This window comes from Pseudodonghicola flavimaris (genome assembly GCF_030164425.1).
GTDB lineage: Bacteria > Pseudomonadota > Alphaproteobacteria > Rhodobacterales > Rhodobacteraceae > Pseudodonghicola > Pseudodonghicola flavimaris.
Genome location: NZ_JASNJD010000004.1, coordinates 200,948 through 218,892, shown reverse-complemented (window position 1 = coordinate 218,892; position 17,945 = coordinate 200,948). Strand labels below are relative to the sequence as shown.

Genomic DNA, 17,945 nt, shown 5'->3' with positions numbered 1-17,945 from the left:
CCGGGCGTTTTCGTTTCCGCAGCAACTGTTGCGCCGCCACCCCTCTCAGCTGCCTCGCGCGGGGGGGGGGAGCCAGCTGGCCCGCGCCCTTCTTCTCTGCCCAAATACTCCCGCCGGAGGCGCCCGCAGCCCGCCGCGGCTCCCCCGGCCGGATAGGCAGGATCAGCGCTGCATCACATAGGTGCCGGGCGCATCGCACAGCGCCTTGCCCATCTTCGGCGGCGCGATCGGTTCGCCGCTCTGCTGCCCCTTCAGCCAGTCGACCCAGGCCAGCCACCAGGACCCGTCCTGCGGCGCCACGCTCTCGGCCCATTCGTCCGCCGGCACGAAGTGATTGTTGGTGAAGATGCGGCCCAGCCGGAAATGCCGGTGCTTGTGCCCGGGCTCCGACACCACCCCGGCGTTATGGCCACCGTTGGTCAGCGCGAAGGTCACCTCGCCCCCGGTCAGCGCCCCGGTCTTATAGGCCGATTTCCACGGTGCGACATGGTCGGTCTCGGTCCCCACCGCGAAGATCGGCACCATGATGTCGCGCGGCGTCACCGGATGGCCCTCGACCATGAACTTGCCGGCGGCGAAATCGTTGTCCAGGAACAGATGCCGCAGATATTCCGAATGCATCCGATAGGGCATCCGCGTGGTATCGGCGTTCCAGGCCATGATATCGATGGGATGCGGCCGCTCCCCCATCAGATATTCATGCTGCAGCCGCGACCAGATCAGATCGTTGGACCGCAGCAGCTGGAAGGCACCGGCCATCTGCGAGGCGTCGAGATAGCCGCTCTTCCACATCATGTCCTCGAGGAAGGAAACCTCGCTTTCATTGATGAACAGCGTCAGCTCGCCGGCTTCGGTGAAGTCCATCTGCGCCGCCAGCAGCGTCATCGAGGCCAGCCGGTCGTCGCCGTCGCGCGCCATCGCCGCGGCGGCGATGCTCAGGAGGGTACCGCCCAGGCAATAGCCCACCGCATGCACCCGCGCCGCGCCGGTGATCTTCTGGATCTCGTCGAGCGCCGCCATCGGCCCCATCTTGCGGTAATCCGTCATGCCCAGCTCGGCATCCTCGGCCTCGGGGTTCAGCCAGGAGATCATGAAGACGGTAAAGCCCTGATCGGTCAGGAATTTCACCATCGAATTCGACGGGCCCAGATCGAGGATATAGTATTTCATGATCCAGGCCGGCACGATCAGGATCGGCTCTGGCTGCACCTTGTCGGTGGTCGGGGCATATTGGATCAGCTCGATCAGCCGGTTGCGATAGACCACCTTGCCGGGGGTCACCGCCAGGGTCTCGCCCACGCGGAACTCCTCCGGGATCTCCGGCTTTTCCTGCAGCATCACCTTGCGCATGTCTTCCTGCAGATTGTGCATCCCGTCGACCAGGTTGCGGCCGCCCGTGGTGATGGTCTTTTGCAGGATCTCCGGGTTGCTCAGGACGAAATTGGTCGGCGCCATCGCGTCCAGCAGCTGGCGGGCAACGAAATTCACCACTTTCTCATTGGCGCGCTCGACCCCTCGCACCCCCGTGGTGGCCTCGTCCCACCATTTCTGTGTCAGCAGAAAGGCCTGCTGAAAGGCGTTGAACGGCTGGTGCGCCCAGCCCTCATGCTTGAATCGGCGATCATGGGCATCGGGCTGCTCGCAACTGCTGCCGCCCTGCTTCATCGCACAATCCGCAAGATAGCGGGTGTAACGCACCCAGTTCTCCACCGCCAGCTCGCCAAGCTCCAGCTGCTTGCCCGGCGACATCGCCATGTGCAGCGCCCAGTCGTAATAGTGCAGCAGCAGCGACGAGGGCGACAGCCCCATGGTCATCTGGCTGACGCCGGCACGAAAGGCGGTATCGGTCATCTGCGCCAGCTCATGCTCGCTCTGATGAAAGCCGGCGGAGGTTTCGGAAAGATCTTCGGATTTCGGGGAAACGGGGAGGCTGCTATCGGTCACGTCGGTCGATCCTGATCGGTTGGGCTGCGCCCGCCACATCGCGGCGGGTCCGGGTCGGGGTATCCGGGCAGGATATCAGTTTTATGACCCTGCCGGGCCGAGACTATCGCCTGATCCCCGGCCCGGCCAGACTTGACCGGGACAATCGCTTGGGAAACAGTGATCAAAACCGAGCAGAATGGACAAATCAGATGCGACTTTTTCTCCTCCTCAGCGGATTGCTCGCCCTCACCGCCTGTGGCGGCGTCCCGCTGGTGCCGCTGATCTGAAATCCTGCCGTGACGGCACCGGCGCGCGCGCCCTGGCGCCCTGCCCGCCCCGGAGGCGGAGCCGCGCCCACGGGTTGACCTGCACCCCGGTTTTGGGCCACATCGCCCGGCCCCGCTAGGAGACATAGATGTATAAGCCCGCGATCACCGGAACCGGCGTTTTCACGCCGGAAGAGGTCATCACCAACGCCGAACTGGTCGAGACATTCAATGCCTATGCCGACCGGATGAATGCCGCCAACGCCGAGGCCATCGCCGCCGGCGAGATGGAGCCGATGCAGCATTCCTCGGATGCCTTCATCGTCAAGGCCTCCGGCATCGAGCGGCGCCACGTCATGAACAAGAGCGGCATCCTCGACCCCGAGGTCATGCATCCGCTGCTGCGCCAGCGCAGCGACGACGAGCCGGGCATCATGGCGGAAATGGCGCTGGATGCGGCGAAGAAGGCGCTGGCCCAGGCCGGCCGCACGCCCGAGGATATCGATCTGGTGATCTGCGCCGCCTCCAACATGGAGCGCGCCTATCCCGCCGTCGCCATCGAGATACAGGCTCTGCTGGGCATCAAGGGCTTCGCCTTCGACATGAATGTCGCCTGTTCCTCGGCCACCTTCGGCATTCAGGCCGCCGCCGACATGATCCGCAGCGGCTCGGTCCGCGCGGCGCTGGTGGTCAACCCGGAGATCTGCTCCGGCCACCTGGAATGGCGCGACCGCGATTGCCACTTCATCTTCGGCGATGTCGCCACCGCCACGGTGATCGAACGGATCGAGGAGGCGCAGGGCCCGCATTTCGAGATCCTGTCGACCCGCTGCGCCACCCAGTTTTCCAATAACATCCGCAACAACAACGGCTTCCTGCGCCGCACCCGCCCCGACGGGCTGGCCGACCGCCGCGACATGCAATTCATGCAGAACGGCCGCAAGGTGTTCAAGGAAGTGGTGCCGATGGTCAGCCATCATATCGCCGACCATATGGCCGACGAAGGGCTCGAAGGCAGCGCACTCCGGCGGATGTGGCTGCATCAGGCCAACAAGACGATGAACGATCTGATCGGCAAGAAGGTCCTGGGCCGCGAGCCGGCACCGGAAGAACAACCCAACATCCTGCAGGACTACGCCAACACCTCCTCGGCCGGGTCGATCATCGCCTTCTCGCAGAATTCCGACGATCTGGGCGACGGCGATCTGGGGCTGATTTGCTCCTTCGGCGCCGGCTATTCGGTGGGCTCGGTGCTGCTGCGTCGGCATCTGTGATCCCCGGCCTGCGCCGCCCGGGCTGATCTGCGGCGGCGCCCCCGGCTTCTTCTCTGCCCAAATACTCCCGCCGGAGGCTCCTGCCCGCCGGACCAGGCGATTGGCCGCAGGGCTGACCCTGGCGGAGAGGACCTTGGGGGCGCTGCCCCCGCCGCGCCTCCCCCGGGATACTTTCAGCCAGAAAAGACCCCACGTTCCGATCGGAGCAGGGGGGATTTCGGGCAGGGCCTGGAGATGATGGGACGCGCCGGCGCGGGGACCTCAGGCGCTTTCCTCTTCCAGGTGCAGCTTCATGTCGATCAGCACCTGTTGCAGCAGCACGGTTTCGCGCAGGAGCCGCTTGGCCTCGTTCACCGTGATGATGCCATCCTCGATCGCGGTCTGATATTCGCTCATCAGCATGGCGAAGCGCTGACTCAGCGCGATGACATCGGAATTCACATTGCCGACGCTGGCCGAATTCGACCTGCGATCGTCGAAGGACAGCGTGATCTTCTGCAGCTCCGCCAGGGCTGCGGTGACATGCGGATAGCTCGCCTTGGCTTCCAGCCGCGCCACCACGTCGACCGGCATGAAGCGGTCGGCATGTTCGGGGTTGTCGGAGTAATAGCGGCCGAGCGTCGCCTTGGATTTGCCGGTGATCTCGCAGGCCGCCTCGATGCCCACTTCCTTGACCAAAGCCTCGGTGTGCTTCTTCAAATAGGTCGAGATCGAATTCATCCGGAACACCTTACCCATGACCCGGGCACCAAGGGGGAAGCGCCCGAAATTTTTCCCATTACCGATTCCTAATCGAAATGCGATCCCTTTGCTATCCCTCAGGTTTTCGAGGGTTTGAAAGAGTAGCAGATGTTATTGTCCGTCTGCGATTTTTGCGGCGGCGGGGCCTTATTTTTCGATCCCTCCCCCGTCGTCATGGCCTATTAGGCCGATTGCGTCGCCGCTCCAGGACTGCCCTGTCCATCCCCAGGGTCTGTTCCGTCCCGGATCGGCAGCCTTTAGCGGCGGCGCAGACCTTTTCCGGCAACGTCCTGGGTCTGCGGCCCTCCGTGCCCCAGCGACTTGTCACGGCGACTTGCCCCGCCGCGATTCCCCGCCTATCCCCTGCGCCATGGCCAAGCTCTACTTCAACTACTCCACCATGAACGCCGGCAAATCGACAGTGCTGCTGCAGGCGGCCCATAACTATGTCGAGAACGGCATGGCGCCCTATCTTCTGACCGCCGCGCTGGACGATCGTGGCGGCGCCGGCCGGATCGCGTCGCGGATCGGCATCGGGCGGGAGGCAGAGACCTTCACCGCCGGCGACGACCTGTTTCAGCGCCTGCAGGCGCGGCTGGCCGCCGGGCCGGTCGATTGCGTCTTCGTCGATGAGGCACAGTTTCTCGCCCCGGAACAGGTCTGGCAGCTGGCCCGAGCGGTGGACGATCTGCGGGTGCCGGTGCTCTGCTACGGGCTCAGGGTCGATTTCCGTGGCGCGCTCTTCCCCGGATCCGCGACGCTTCTGGCGCTGGCCGATGAAATGCGCGAGGTCCGCACCATCTGCCATTGCGGCCGCAAGGCGACCATGGTGATCCGGCAGGGACCCGACGGGGCGCCGCTGCATGAGGGCGATCAGATCCAGATCGGCGGCAATGAGACCTATGTCTCGCTCTGCCGCCGGCACTGGCGCGAGGCGATGGGGGAACGCGCTCCCGACGGCGCCTGAGGCGGCGCGACCGCCTAATTGACCCGGTTGGGGACGGTCTCTCCCGCCGCATAGGCGCGCAGGTTCTCCACCGCCATGGCCCCCATGTTCTCTCGCACATCGAGTGCGGCCGTGCCCAGATGCGGCAGCAGCACCGCGGTGTCGAGCGCCCTGAGCGCCGCCGGCACCGCCGGTTCGAACTCATAGACATCGAGGCCGGCAGCACCGATGCGGCGATCCTGCAGAGCGGCGATCAGCGCCGCCTCGTCGACGATATCGCCGCGGGCGATATTGACGAAGACCCCATGCGCCGGCATCGCGGCGAAGACCTCCGCCCCGACCAGATGATGGGTCTCGGCGCTGCCCGGGGCAGCCACCACCAGAATATCGGCCCAGGCGGCCAGATCGGTCAGCGTCTGAAACCGGGTGGCCGGGTGATCGACCTGCTTTTCCGAGCGGTTGAAATAGCCGATCTCCATGTCGAAGCCGTAGTGGCAGCGCCGCGCCACCGCCTGGCCGATGCGGCCCAGACCGATCACCCCCAGCTTGCGACCGGTGACATGCAGCCCCAGCATCTGGGTCGGATGCCAGCCCTGCCATTGCCCCGACCTCACCAACCGTTCACCCTCTGCGGCGCGGCGGCAGGCCATCAGGATCAGCGTCATGGCGATATCTGCGGTGGCATCGGTGACCGCGCCGGGTGTGTTGGAGACGGTGATGCCATGGGCGCGACAGGCCTCGACATCGATATGGTTATAGCCGACACCGAAATTGGCCAGCATCCGGCAGCGCGGGCGGCCGAAGTCCTGCAGGATCTCGGCCGTCACCCGGTCACCGAGGGTGATCATCATCGCGTCGAAGACGGCCAGCCCGGCGCGCAGCTCTGCGGCGCTCATCGGCTGGGTGCTCTGGCGCACCTCGACCTCGAACAGCTCCTCGGCGGCCGCCACGGTCGCCGGCGGCATCGGGCGCGACAGCAGCACCCGCATCAGTGCATCCGCCCGCCGGTGGGCACCTCGAGATCCGGACCGATCAGCACCACGCCACCATCGGGATCGGGCAGGCCCAGCACCAGCACCTCGGACATGAACTTGCCGATCTGGCGCGGCGGGAAATTCACCACCGCCATCACCTGTTTACCGATCAACCCGTCGGGCGTGTAATGCGCGGTGATCTGGGCGGAGGAGCGTTTCTCGCCGATCTCCGGGCCGAAATCGATCCACAGCTTGATCGCCGGTTTGCGCGCCTCGGGATAGGGTTCGGCGCGCACCACCCGGCCGACCCGGATATCGACTTTGAGAAAATCGTCGAAACCGATCTCGTCAGCCACGGGACAGCTCCTTCGATCGGTCGGTGGCCGCGGCCACGGCCCGTTTCAGCAGCGGCGGAAAGCCGGTTTCAGCATCCATCAGCACCTCGAGCGCGGCCTGGGTGGTACCGTTCGGGCTGGTGACATTGACCCGCAGCTGCGACGGCGTTTCCGAAGCGGCCTCGGCCAGCGCGCCGGCGCCGGCCACCGTCGCCTTGGCCAGCTGCATGGCAAGCTCGGGGCTCAGGCCCTGGGCCTCGCCGGCGGCGGCCATGGTTTCGATCAGGTGGAACACATAGGCGGGACCCGAGCCGCTGACCCCGGTGACCGCGTCGATCTGAGCCTCGTGATCCAGCCGGACCACCTGCCCCACGGCCGACAGCAGCCCCTCGGCCACATCCAGATGCTCTGCCGTCGCCTTGGCGTTGCCGATGATGGCGGTGATCCCGCGGCCGACGGCGGCCGGGGTGTTGGGCATCGCCCGCACCACCGGGGTGCCATCGCCCAGCATCTCCTCATAGGCGGCGATCGGGGTGCCGGCGGCAACGCTGACAAAGAGGGTATCACCGCCCCCCAGCGCCTTCAGCGCCGGCAGTGCCTCGCGCATCATCTGCGGCTTGACCGCCACCAGCACCAAGGCCGGGCATTCGGGCAGCGGCGCGTTGATATGCACGCCCTGCGCCTTCAGCCAGTCCGACGGATGCGGATCCACCACCCAAACCGAGGCGGGCGGAAGACCACCATCGAGCCAGCCTTCGAGCATCGCCGAGCCCATCTTGCCGCAGCCCAGAAGCACCAGCCCCTGTTCGGCGATCCGTGACATATCCATGGGGACCCCTTCCGTTTATATCGGTTCGGGGCCTAGGTTTACGCCCGGCCGTAGGCCTCTGCAATGGCGGCCTGCATCGCATCGCGCGGGGATTTGCCGCCCCAGACCAGCAGCTGGATCGCCGGATAATAGCGCTCGGCGCTCATCACCGCGGCATTGATCATGGTGTCGATCTGATCGGCACAGGCAACCTGCCCCCCGGCCAGAACCAGACCGTAGCGGTAGACCATCAGCTTCTGCTCTGCCCAATAGGTGAAGGCGCCGGCCCAGCACTGATCGTTCATCAGGTTCAGCAGCTCGTAAAGCCGGCTGTGCTGCTCTTCGGGGGGCTCCATCTCGAAGGTGCAGACCAGGCGCAGGGTCTCGTCATAACCGGACCAGGCCAGGGTGATCGAATAGGTGCGCCATTGGCCCTCGACAGCCATCGCGATCTGATCGTCACCGATCCGGTCGAAATCCCAGTCTCGGAATTCGGCCAGATGTTCGACGATGTCGATGGGATGAATATCGTCTTCCAGCATGTATTCGGACAAGGCCATGGTGCCACCTCTTTGATCTTTAGCGGCGTGGGGCCGATAGCGCCCCCAGCGCTAGGTGCCTGCTCAAGAGACCGGGGATGAACCTCCCCGCCTCTACAAGATATGGTGCGCCGCCTATGGGGGCTCTGGCAACCATTATTTTGGGGATAACAGCAATAACTTGTGGAGGAATAAGAAAAGGCGCCGAAATATTGACGCCTTTAAATCCGAGTCTTTTTCTGCGGGAATTCCCGGAAAACTCCGGCCCGGCCCCGGACGCCAGCGGGCGGACGCAGGGTTTTCCGATCCGGGCCAAGGGCTTGGGGCAACGGAACGCGATCTACTCCGCGGCCCAGAGAAACGCCACTGCCCGGGCCAGAAAAGCGGTGACCGAAGCACCGTGGCCGACATCGTCGAAGACCACGAAATCGGCCCCCAGATCGGCGGCCATCCGCTCTGCCCGGCCGAACATGTCGCGCTCTATCAGCCGCGCGATCCGGTCGGCCGGGGCACCGGTGGCGGCGGCCCGCTCCGGCGTCTCCAGCCCACCGATGGTGATCAGCACCGGGGCGCCACCGGGACCGGCGGCGGCAAACAGCGCCTCCGCATCGGTCCAGATCGACGGGCTGCCGGCGGCGATGTGGGAAAACAGCCCCGGCCGCTCTGCCCGCGCCTGCAGCGCGAAGGCGCCGCCGAAACTGTGCCCCAGGATCATGCGATGCGCCGGATCGACCGGCAGCGCCGTCTCGACCCGCGGGATCAGAACGGTTTCGATCAGTTCCAGCGTCGCCGCGCGACCGGGGCCCTCGGTCCCCTGCCCCACCAGATCCGGGCCGCGCCGGTCGAAATCGATCAGGGTGTCGGTGGGCCAGCCGATCCCCACCACCACCGTGGGGCGGGCGCCGGAGTGCGCATAGGGGCTGGCCCGCATCCGCACCGCGTCGCGCAGGGTGCCGAAGGTCCAGCCGGCATCGAGCGCATAGATGATGCCATAGCCCTCCTCCGGCGGCGGCTGATCGGGCAGCGACACGAGAATGCGGAACCGACCCTCCGCCGGGCCGAGATCGAATTGCGCGGTGCCGGCGGGCTGCCAGCGGGGGCCGAACGTTTCAGCCCCCGGGATCGGCTCTGGGCCCTGTTGGGCGGGCAGGTCCGTGGCGAAGCCGAGCATCGAAAGCGATGTGGCCATTGCTGCGATATGCCTCCGCATCAGAACGTCTTGGTCAGCGCCAGGTTGAAGGCCCGCGGCGCACCCCGGAAGTTGAACACGGTCGTGCTGCCGACGCGGGTGTAATAATCCTTGTCGAAGAGATTATCCACGCCCAGGCGCAGGGTCACGTCATTGGCAAAGGTCTTCGCCACCATCAGATCGACCACACCATAGCCCGGCGCCACGATCCCGCGCGACGAAAAGCTCGACATCACGGTCAGCCGACCGCCCAGGCTCCAGCCGGCGAACAGCCCCTCGGTCACATCGTAGCTGCCGGTGAGCTTCAGCATATGCTCCGGCGTGTAGGTCGAGAACGGATTGCCGGCGCTGCTGCCGGTCAGATATTCGGTGTCGGTAAAGGTGTAGCCGGCCGCGACATGCAGGTTCTCGCTGAACTCGCCCGACATCTCCAGTTCCAGCCCGCGTGAGCGGACCTCTTCGTCGGCGACGTAATAGCTGGTGCCGGTCACCGCCTCGGGCCGGTTCGTCTCGCGCAGATCGAACAGCGCGGCAGAGACGTTCAGCCCGTAGCCCAGCGTTGCCTTCACCCCGATCTCGTATTGCTGCCCCTCGATCGGGTCGAGCAGGTTGCCATTCACATCCACATAGGATTGCGGAATGAAGATTTCCGAATAGCTGGCGTAGAGCGTGGTGTTCGGCGTCAGGTCATAGGTGACCCCGGCAAAGGGCGTGACCTGGGCCGACACGTCATAACGGTCAGAGGTGGTGGCCCCGGTCGCCAGCGTCACGGTATCCACCGTCCCCTCGTACCAGCTGAGCCGTGCGCCGCCGATCAGGGTCAGCGGTTCCACCGGCGACAGCCGCACCTGGGTATAGAGCCCCTTCGACGTGGTCTCGGTATCGGTGCGGGTGGAATAGGTCGCGCCCGGCACCGCGACCGCGCCGCTGTCCCAGTTGTCCAGGTCCCAGCTGCCGGCGATGCTGCCGCGAGCCTGATACATGGTACTGTCGACCTTCTGCCAGTCGGCGCCGATGATCGCGTTGCCGTCCCAGTCGCCCAGCTGGAAGGGCAGCTCGGCATGCAGATCCAGCGCCAGGCTGTCCTGATCGAAATCCCGGTCCAGCCAGGACAGGCTGGAAATGGTATTGTCCGCCGCCGCGACAGAGCCGGAATAGCCATAAAGGAAATCGGCGTCCTGCTGCGACCTGCGCAACGAGAATTTCACCCGCCCGCCGTTGTCGAGGAAATGTTCGGCCGCGATCACCGCATCAGTGGTCTCGTTTTCGAAGGTATTCCAGTCGAGCACGGTGGTGGCCGAGGGGTCCATCCAGATCAGCGAACCGTCGGCATAGGTCGGCAGGCCGTTATAGGGGATGATGTCCCGCTCCATATGGCTGAGCGAGAAGGTCAGATGGGTGTCGGGCGTCACGTCCCAGGCCAGGGTGCCATAGAGCGAGGTGACCCCGTTTTCCACCCCGTCGACAAAACTGTCGCCGTCGCCATAGGCCGCCACGAAGCGGCCGCGCAGGGTGCCGTCGGCGTTCAGCTTGTCGGAGACATCGATCTCCGCCCGCGCATGGCCGTTCGAATCGATACTGGTGGTCGCATAGCCCTGAAACGCGGTGGCGGCGGCCTGTTTCAGCCGCATGTTGATCGACCCCGCCGGTTCGCCGGTGCCGATGAACAGCCCCGCCGGCCCTTTCAGCACCTCGATATGATCGACCATGGAGAGATCGGGCTGGGTGCCGTAGATCGAGCTGACCGGCGCCGGCAGACCGTCGAAATAGAGGTAGTCGAACTCATACCCGCGGGAGAAGATCGACGACCGGCCGACGTTGTTGTTCAGGATCATGATCCCCGGCACGTCGGTCAGCGCCTCTTCCAGCGCGGTATAGCCGCCGTCCTCGATCTGCTTGCGGGTCACCACGCTGGTCGATTGCGGCACCTCGCGGGGGCTCATCGTCGCCTTTTCCCCGACCGAGATCAGGTCGGTGGAATAGCTGCCGCTGGTCTCGGTCTCATAGCTCGATCCATCGACAACGATGGCATCGAGTTCGAAGGCATCCTGGGCCAGCGCCGGGCTGGCAAGAGCGGTCGTGGCCAGAAGGGCCACGCGCAGAGAGTGGCGCGAGAGGTTGAGCATCGTTGCGTCCCTAAATTCCGACTATTTTTCTCAAGCACTAAGCTGTAGGCTGCTCACGCAAAAGCCCGTCGGCTTCGCCAGACGGTCAGAAAGCTTTCGGAAACCGCCAAAATTCGGAGAGACCGGCACCATGGCGCAGATCAGCCTGGGACAGATCGAACGGAGCCTGCCACCGGCCAGCCGCGATTTCGGGGCCACCCTGCCGCCGGAGAGCATCGTGCTGAGCGGCGGCCGCATCGGCAGCAGCACCCCTTCGGGACTGGTGGTGAACCTGCAGGCGACGCGCGGCGAATCCGATTTCGAAACCCGGACGACCCGGCCCGCCAATGTCGTCCTGCACATGGTTCTGGAGGGCGGCGTGGACACCTGGCTGGGCGCCCAGCCGATGCCTCTGGGCCGCCCCCCGCGGGAGCCGGTGCGCGTGGTGATGAGCGCGCTGGCCCAGCCGATGGACTTCCGCCGCCGGGTCCGGCGCGGCCAACATCTGCGCAAGCTGACCGTGGTGCTGTCCTGGGACTGGCTCGAGGCGCGCGGGGTGCAGCGGGCGCAGCTGCTGCAGGGTCAGCGCCACCGCAGCGACAGCTGGATCGCCGCCCCCGGCGATGTCGCCCGGGCCGAGGCGCTGCTGGCGGCCCCCGACGGCGCCCCCCCGGGCCCGCTCCTGACCCTGGAGAAAGAGGCGCTGGCGATGTCGCTGGTGCGCCATGCGATGGAGCTCCTGCTGGCCGGCCGCGACCGGCTGAAGCCGCAGGACCGGGAAAAGCTCTCCCGCATGGAGGCGCTGGCGACCCGCCCGGGACCGCTGCCGGCGCTGGAGGATCTGGCGGCGGCGGGCGGCGTCAGCCTGTCGACGATGCGCCGGCTGTTTCGCCGCGCCTATGACCAACCGGTGCAGGAACGGCTGCGGGCGCTGCGGATGGACCGGGCCGCCGACGCCCTGCGTGCCGGCGCCCCGGTGGCGGAGGCCGCCCGGCTCGCCGGCTATGAGCGCACCACCGCCTTTGCCACCGCCTTTCGCCAGCGCATGGGCACCAGCCCATCGCGTTTCGCCCAGACCGCAGACTGAAATCGCCGGCCGATACCGCCCGGCAGGAGACACCGCACATGCTGACCATCCGCGACGAACGCCCTGAGGATATCGACGCCATCGGAGCCATCACCGCCGCCGCCTTCGCACCGGTGGCGGTCAGCCAACAGACCGAACCGGCGATCATCCGGGCGCTGCGCGCCGCCGGCGCGCTGAGCCTGTCGCTGGTCGCCGAGGATGCGGGGGAGATCGTCGGCCATGTGGCGCTGTCGCCGGTGACGATCGCCGCAGATGCGAACAGCGCGGACAGTGCTGCCCCGGAGGGCAACTGGTTCGGACTGGGACCGATCGCGGTTCGCCCCGACCGTCAGGCCGAGGGTCTCGGCAGCCGGCTGATACGGCAGGCACTGGCGCGGCTCACCGCCCGGGGCGCCGCCGGCGTGGTTCTGGTCGGCGATCCGGGCTACTATCGCCGCTTCGGCTTCGCCCCGGTCGCCGGGCTGGGCGTGGGCGGCGTCCCGCCCGAGTATGTGCTGGCCCTGGGGCTGGCCGCCGCCCCGCGCCCGGGACGGATCGTCTTTCACCCGGGCTTTGACGCGCGCTGAGCCCGGGCCCCGATGCCGCGCTGCGGCAGAGACCCCACAGTCCGCCACCTTCCGATGCCACCGCCCCGCTGCCGTCTTGTCTTCCCCCCCCAACAATGGGCTATTGACGGGATCGGAAACGCAAGGAACGGACCAGAGGCCCCCCGGCCGCCGATCAGCGGATGAGTTTTGTCGTCTTCATCAATAGCGTCGCCATGCTGGCAATGTCCGGGCTCATGGCCCTGACCGCGCTCCTGTTTGCCGATTCCACCCCGGTCTTCGTCGAGGCCTTCATCCTCTGCGGCCTGCTCGGCGGCGCCGTCGCCCTCGCCGGCGCCCGGTCGCAGCACGATCTTGAGCCGCAGCATGTGTTCCTGGTCACCGCCAGCGTCTGGATGACTGCGGCGCTCTGCGGCGCGCTGCCGCTGATGGTCTGGCAGCTGAGCCCGGTCGACGCCTTCTTCGAGGCGATGTCGGGCATCACCACCACCGGATCGACGGTGATGAGCGGCCTGGACGAGACCCCGCGCGGCATCCTGTTCTGGCGCGCCCTGCTGCAGGCGATCGGCGGTATCGGCTTCGTGGTCACCGGCGTGGCGCTGCTGCCGATTCTCAAGGTCGGCGGCATGCAGCTCTTCCGCACCGAAAGTTCGGAAAAGGGCGAAAAGGAACTGGCCAATGCCGCCCGTTTCGCGCTGGCCACCCTGGTCGCCTATGGCGGGCTGATGGCAGTGTGTTTCCTGCTCTATCTGCTGGGAGGGATGAGCCTGTTCGATGCTGTCACCCATGCGATGACCACGCTGTCCACCGGCGGCTATTCGAATTACGACGCCTCCTTCGGCCATTTTCAGAGCCCGTTTCTGCAATATACCGCCACCATCTTCATGGTTCTGGGGGGCTTTCCGTTCGCCTGGTACATCCGCGCCATCCTGCGGCGACAGTTCAACAGCGAACAGGTGCGCTGGCTGGTCTGTTTCCTGCTCGGTGTCAGCGTGATGCTGACCCTCTGGCTGGTGCTGGTCAACGACATGGAGATCGAACCGGCCTTCCGACAGGTCGCCTTCAACGTCGCCTCGGTGGTGACAACCACCGGCTACGCCAGCACCGATTACATCACCTGGGGCCCCTTCGCGGTGGCGGTGTTCTTCGCCATCACCGCCGTCGGCGGCTGCACCGGCTCCACTGCCGGCGGTGCCAAGATGATGCGCTGGATCGTGTTTTTCCGGCTGACGGCGGCGGCGGTCAAGCGCATCCGCTCGCCGCATCAGGTGGTGGTCGCACGCTACGAAGGCCGGCCGATCGGGCCGGATGTCACCTCCGGGGTGATCTCCTTCTTCACGCTCTACCTGTCGACCGTGATGGTGATGGCGGTGGTGCTGAACCTGCTGGGGCTGGATTTCCTCACCGCGCTCAGCGGGGCGCTGACCGCAGTGGCCAATGTCGGCCCCGGTGTTGGCGAGATCATCGGCCCCTCGGGCAACTTCGCGACGCTGAACGAGGCGTCGAAACTGATCCTGTCGATGGGGATGTATCTGGGCCGGCTGGAGATGATGACGGTTCTGGTGCTCTTCACCCCCGTCTTCTGGCGCGCGGGCTGAGATCGCCCGCGCCTGAGGCCCCGACAGCATCGGGGCCGGATACCCGCCTGCCGGGGCGGGGCGGGCTTACTTGCCCAGCTTCTCTTCCAGCGCGGCGATCCGGGCTTCGAGCGCGGCGTTCTCCTCGCGCGCCTTCTGCGCCATGATCCGCACCGCGTCGAACTCTTCGCGGGTCACGAAATCGCGATCGGCCAGCCAGCGGTCCATCAGCGATTTCATCGCGTTTTCGGCTTCTTCCCGGGCGCCCTGGGCCACGCCCATCGCATTGGTCATGAGCTGCGAGATGTCGTCGAACATCTTGTTGCGGGTTTGCATCTGTTGTCTCCCTGTCGCGGTCGCCCTCTATATGGGCGCAACGGCGCCGGGCGGCAAGGTTGACTTCGCCCCGTGCCCAGAGGCAAGGAGACGCATATGTACGCCGCCCTACGCTTTCCCGATCTGTCGCCCGAATTGTTCTCGATCTCGATCTTCGGGATGGAATTCGCCCTGCGCTGGTATGCGCTGGCCTATATCGCCGGCATCCTGATCGCCTGGCGCCTGGCCGTGGCTGCGGTGAACCGCCCCGCGCTCTGGCCCGCCACCGGCGCGCCGATGACGCCGAAGCAGATCGAGGATCTGCTGACCTGGATCATCCTTGGCGTGATTCTGGGCGGGCGGCTGGGCTTCGTGCTGTTCTACCAGCCCGGCTATTACCTGAGCCACCCGGCCGAGATCGTCATGGTCTGGCAGGGCGGCATGTCGTTTCACGGCGGCTTTCTGGGCGTGGTGGTGGCGGCCTGGCTCTATACCCGGGCCGAGGGCATTCCGCGGCTCGCCGCCGCCGATCTGATCGCCCATACGGTGCCGCCCGGGCTGATGCTGGGCCGTCTGGCCAATTTCGTGAATGCCGAGCTCTGGGGCCGGCCGACCGATCTGCCCTGGGGGGTGATCTTTCCCGGCGAAGCGGCGCAGGACTGCGCCGGGGTGCTGCCCGGGCTCTGCGCCCGCCACCCCTCGCAGCTCTACGAGGCGGCGCTCGAAGGGCTGATCCTCGGCGGGCTGCTGCTGTGGCTGGTCTATCGTCGCGGCGCCCTGAAGCGGCCCGGCCGGGTACTGGGCCTCTTCATCGCCGGTTACGGGCTTGCGCGGTTCATCGTCGAATTCTTCCGTCAACCCGATGCGCAGTTCGTCAGTCCCGGCAATCCGCTGGGTCTGGCACTGCACCTGGACGGCTACGGGCTGACCATGGGGCAATGCCTGTCGCTGCCGATGATCCTGCTCGGACTCTGGTTCCTGCTGCACGCGCGGAAGGCCGCCGCATGAGCCTGATGGACCGCCTGCAGGCCCGGATCCATGCCAGCGGCCCGATGCGGCTGTCGGACTACATGACCGATTGCCTGCTGCATCCCGATTTCGGCTATTACACCACCCGCGACCCGCTGGGCGCGGCGGGGGATTTCATCACCGCCCCCGAGATCAGCCAGATGTTCGGCGAGCTGATCGGCCTCTGCCTCGCCCAGGTGTGGATGGATCAGGGCCGGCCCGACCGTTTCACCCTGGCCGAACTCGGCCCCGGCCGTGGCACCCTGATGGCCGATCTGCTGCGCGCAACCCGCGCGGTGCCGGGATTTCACGCCGCCGCCGATCTGGTGCTGGTCGAAGCCTCCCCCACCCTGCGGCAGGCCCAGGCCCGGGCGCTGAGCGACGCCGCCCCCCGCTGGATCGGCGAGGTCACCGAGCTGCCGACCGACCAGCCGCTCTATCTGGTCGCCAACGAATTCTTCGATGCGCTGCCAATCCGCCAGTTCCTGCGCGACGGCGACGGCTGGCGCGAACGGCTGGTGGGGCTTCAGGACGGCGCCCTGATCTTCGGGCTCGGACCGCAGGCCGATCAGCCGGCGCTGGCCGGGCGGCTGCCCGACACCTCCGAGGGCGATCTGGTCGAACATTGCGAGGCCGCCGCGCCGATCACTGCCGAGATCGCGGCGCGAATCGCCGCCCGGGGCGGCGCCGCGCTGATCGTCGATTACGGCGATTGGGTGTCGCTGGGCGATACGCTGCAGGCGCTCAAGGGGCATCAGACCGCCGATCCGCTGGCGACCCCGGGCGAGGCCGATCTGACCGCCCATGTCGATTTCGAGGTGCTGGCCACCGCCGCCCGCGCCGCCGGCGCCGCCCATAGCCGGCTGACGCCACAGGGGGTCTTTCTGGAACGGCTGGGGATCACCCCACGGGCGCAGGCGCTGGCGCGGGGGCTTACCGGGCCGGCACTGGATCAGCTCGTCGCCGCACATCGCCGGTTGACGCACCCCGAGGAAATGGGAAACCTGTTCAAGGTGCTGGGCCTTTTCCCGGCCGATTGCAACGCACCGCCGGGACTGGAACGATGACACTGGAAATCCTGACCTCTGACAGCCTGTCGCCGCTGACGCATGGGTTCTTCACCCGCCGTGGCGGCGCCTCGTCCGGGGTCTTCTCCGGGCTGAACTGCGGCCCCGGATCGACCGATCAGGCCGAAGCGGTCGCAATCAACCGCGCCCGGGTCGCCACCGCGCTGGGTCTGCCGCCGGAGGCGCTGATGGCGGTGCATCAGGTGCATTCCGCCGATGTCGTCACCGTCACCGACCCGCTGGCCGACAAACCGCGCGCCGATGCGCTGGTCACCCGCACCCCGGGGCTGGCGCTGACCGTGCTGACCGCCGATTGCCAGCCCGTGCTTTTTGCCGACCGCGGCGCCGGGGTGATCGGCGCCGCCCACGCCGGTTGGAAGGGCGCGCTCTCCGGCGTGCTGGAGGCGACCCTCGACGCGATGGAAGCGCTTGGCGCCGACCGCGCCGAAACCGTGGCGGTGATCGGCCCGACGATCTCGCAGCGCGCCTATGAGGTCGGCCCGGAGTTCCTCGACGATTTCATGATGGAGGACCCGGAGAATGTCCGGTTCTTCGCCAATGGCGAGGGCGACCGCTATCTCTTCGATCTGCCCGGCTATGGGCTGCACCGGTTGCGCCGCGCCGGCATCGGCGCCGCCGAATGGACCCGGCACTGCACCTATTCCGATCCGGAGCGGTTCTATTCCTACCGCCGCACCACCCATCTGAAAGAGGCCGATTATGGCCGGCTGATCTCGGCCATCCGGCTCTGATCCCGTCGAGGCGAAGAATGCGGCGAGGCTGTCGCATTTCTTCCCCGCGCGCGCCGAAGCGTGCCATTTTTTCCCTGCCAAGGCCGCATCCCTGCCCGATTGCCCGGCGAGACTGACGGCATCGAAGACACCGCGACGGCGGTCCCAGGCAGGAGCATCCCGATGAAAGAAAAGACCCGCTTCATTCAATCTGTCCTCGACAGTGCGAAGAGCAGCCAGATCGCCCTGCCCTGGAGCCGCAAGACCCGAAAGCCGAAGGCGGCCTGAGGGAGAGGTCCGAGACACCTGAGCCGGCCGTTCCGGCCGCATCGCACCCGGATCCAGTACGGGGGATTCGAGCGCATCTTGCGGCAGGGCGGCCAATCTGACCGGGAATTCAGCCTGATTGCCCGCACAGCGGAAACAATACCGCGGGACTTATCGAGATTAGTGGACACGTTAACCGAGTTGCCCGCAATTCTTTGACAATTCTAACTGAATTTTGGCAAAAG

Annotated in this window: 18 protein-coding genes; 9 read left to right on the top strand and 9 right to left on the bottom strand. The window is 66.4% G+C overall.

Annotated features, from left to right (window positions below):
- Positions 1–162 precede the first annotated feature (162 nt).
- On the bottom strand, positions 163–1,851 hold the full coding sequence (locus QO033_RS07335; RefSeq protein ID WP_407682100.1) for a PHA/PHB synthase family protein: 1,689 nt from the start codon (positions 1,849–1,851) through the stop codon (positions 163–165).
- Between the two features lie 176 nt (positions 1,852–2,027).
- On the opposite strand from QO033_RS07335, the gene QO033_RS07330 reads away from it, so the two are divergent.
- Positions 2,028–2,213, top strand: a complete 186-nt coding sequence (locus tag QO033_RS07330) for a hypothetical protein (protein WP_284480300.1) — start codon at positions 2,028–2,030, stop codon at positions 2,211–2,213.
- Between the two features lie 128 nt (positions 2,214–2,341).
- Positions 2,342–3,466, top strand: a complete 1,125-nt coding sequence (locus QO033_RS07325) for a beta-ketoacyl-ACP synthase III (RefSeq protein WP_284480299.1) — start codon at positions 2,342–2,344, stop codon at positions 3,464–3,466.
- 261 nt (positions 3,467–3,727) lie between these two features.
- Here QO033_RS07325 and QO033_RS07320 read toward each other — a convergent pair whose 3' ends face one another.
- Complete coding sequence (locus QO033_RS07320; RefSeq protein ID WP_284480451.1) at positions 3,728–4,186, bottom strand: hypothetical protein; 459 nt, start codon at positions 4,184–4,186, stop codon at positions 3,728–3,730.
- 391 nt (positions 4,187–4,577) lie between these two features.
- On the opposite strand from QO033_RS07320, the gene QO033_RS07315 reads away from it, so the two are divergent.
- Positions 4,578–5,174 (top strand): thymidine kinase, encoded by a 597-nt coding sequence (locus QO033_RS07315; RefSeq protein ID WP_284480298.1) that lies wholly within the window; start codon positions 4,578–4,580, stop codon positions 5,172–5,174.
- 14 nt (positions 5,175–5,188) lie between these two features.
- On the opposite strand, the gene QO033_RS07310 is transcribed toward QO033_RS07315, so the two are convergent.
- The 6 genes from QO033_RS07310 to QO033_RS07285 form a co-directional block, all read right to left on the bottom strand.
- On the bottom strand, positions 5,189–6,142 hold the full coding sequence (locus QO033_RS07310) for a 2-hydroxyacid dehydrogenase (RefSeq protein WP_284480297.1): 954 nt from the start codon (positions 6,140–6,142) through the stop codon (positions 5,189–5,191).
- Complete coding sequence (locus QO033_RS07305; RefSeq protein ID WP_284480296.1) at positions 6,142–6,483, bottom strand: tRNA-binding protein; 342 nt, start codon at positions 6,481–6,483, stop codon at positions 6,142–6,144. Before QO033_RS07305 ends, QO033_RS07310 begins: the two co-directional genes overlap by 1 nt.
- Positions 6,476–7,291: a pyrroline-5-carboxylate reductase gene (gene proC / locus QO033_RS07300; RefSeq protein WP_284480295.1), complete on the bottom strand. Its 816-nt coding sequence runs from the start codon at positions 7,289–7,291 to the stop codon at positions 6,476–6,478. The genes QO033_RS07305 and proC overlap by 8 nt, the downstream gene beginning before the upstream one ends.
- Positions 7,292–7,329: 38 nt before the next feature.
- A complete protein-coding gene (locus QO033_RS07295; RefSeq protein ID WP_284480294.1) occupies positions 7,330–7,830 on the bottom strand; it encodes a type III secretion system chaperone family protein in 501 nt (166 codons plus the stop codon).
- A gap of 319 nt (positions 7,831–8,149) precedes the next feature.
- Entirely contained in the window at positions 8,150–8,998 is an 849-nt protein-coding gene (locus tag QO033_RS07290; protein WP_284480293.1) for an alpha/beta hydrolase, read from the bottom strand.
- Between the two features lie 20 nt (positions 8,999–9,018).
- The gene (locus QO033_RS07285; RefSeq protein ID WP_284480292.1) at positions 9,019–11,124 is read right to left on the bottom strand and encodes a TonB-dependent siderophore receptor; all 2,106 of its coding nucleotides are present in this window, start codon (positions 11,122–11,124) and stop codon (positions 9,019–9,021) included.
- 130 nt (positions 11,125–11,254) lie between these two features.
- Between QO033_RS07285 and QO033_RS07280 the strand changes: the two genes are divergently transcribed.
- The 3 genes from QO033_RS07280 to QO033_RS07270 all read left to right on the top strand — a co-directional run bounded on the left by QO033_RS07280 (position 11,255) and on the right by QO033_RS07270 (position 14,333).
- A complete protein-coding gene (locus QO033_RS07280; RefSeq protein WP_284480291.1) occupies positions 11,255–12,190 on the top strand; it encodes a helix-turn-helix transcriptional regulator in 936 nt (311 codons plus the stop codon).
- A 38-nt stretch (positions 12,191–12,228) separates the two neighbouring features.
- The gene (locus tag QO033_RS07275; RefSeq protein ID WP_284480290.1) at positions 12,229–12,756 is read left to right on the top strand and encodes a GNAT family N-acetyltransferase; all 528 of its coding nucleotides are present in this window, start codon (positions 12,229–12,231) and stop codon (positions 12,754–12,756) included.
- Between the two features lie 161 nt (positions 12,757–12,917).
- Positions 12,918–14,333: a TrkH family potassium uptake protein gene (locus tag QO033_RS07270; RefSeq protein WP_284480289.1), complete on the top strand. Its 1,416-nt coding sequence runs from the start codon at positions 12,918–12,920 to the stop codon at positions 14,331–14,333.
- A gap of 66 nt (positions 14,334–14,399) precedes the next feature.
- Here the strand turns inward: QO033_RS07270 and QO033_RS07265 are convergent, their stop codons facing one another.
- Positions 14,400–14,648, bottom strand: coding sequence for an accessory factor UbiK family protein (locus tag QO033_RS07265; RefSeq protein WP_284480288.1), 249 nt, complete (start codon positions 14,646–14,648; stop codon positions 14,400–14,402).
- A 96-nt stretch (positions 14,649–14,744) separates the two neighbouring features.
- Between QO033_RS07265 and lgt the strand changes: the two genes are divergently transcribed.
- From lgt to pgeF, 3 genes are read left to right on the top strand one after another with little or no spacing between them, the layout of a single operon-like run.
- Positions 14,745–15,635 (top strand): prolipoprotein diacylglyceryl transferase, encoded by an 891-nt coding sequence (lgt, locus tag QO033_RS07260; protein ID WP_284480287.1) that lies wholly within the window; start codon positions 14,745–14,747, stop codon positions 15,633–15,635.
- On the top strand, positions 15,632–16,702 hold the full coding sequence (locus QO033_RS07255; RefSeq protein WP_284480286.1) for a class I SAM-dependent methyltransferase: 1,071 nt from the start codon (positions 15,632–15,634) through the stop codon (positions 16,700–16,702). Before lgt ends, QO033_RS07255 begins: the two co-directional genes overlap by 4 nt.
- Complete coding sequence (gene pgeF, locus QO033_RS07250) at positions 16,699–17,454, top strand: peptidoglycan editing factor PgeF (RefSeq protein WP_284480285.1); 756 nt, start codon at positions 16,699–16,701, stop codon at positions 17,452–17,454. Before QO033_RS07255 ends, pgeF begins: the two co-directional genes overlap by 4 nt.
- Positions 17,455–17,945 lie beyond the last annotated feature (491 nt).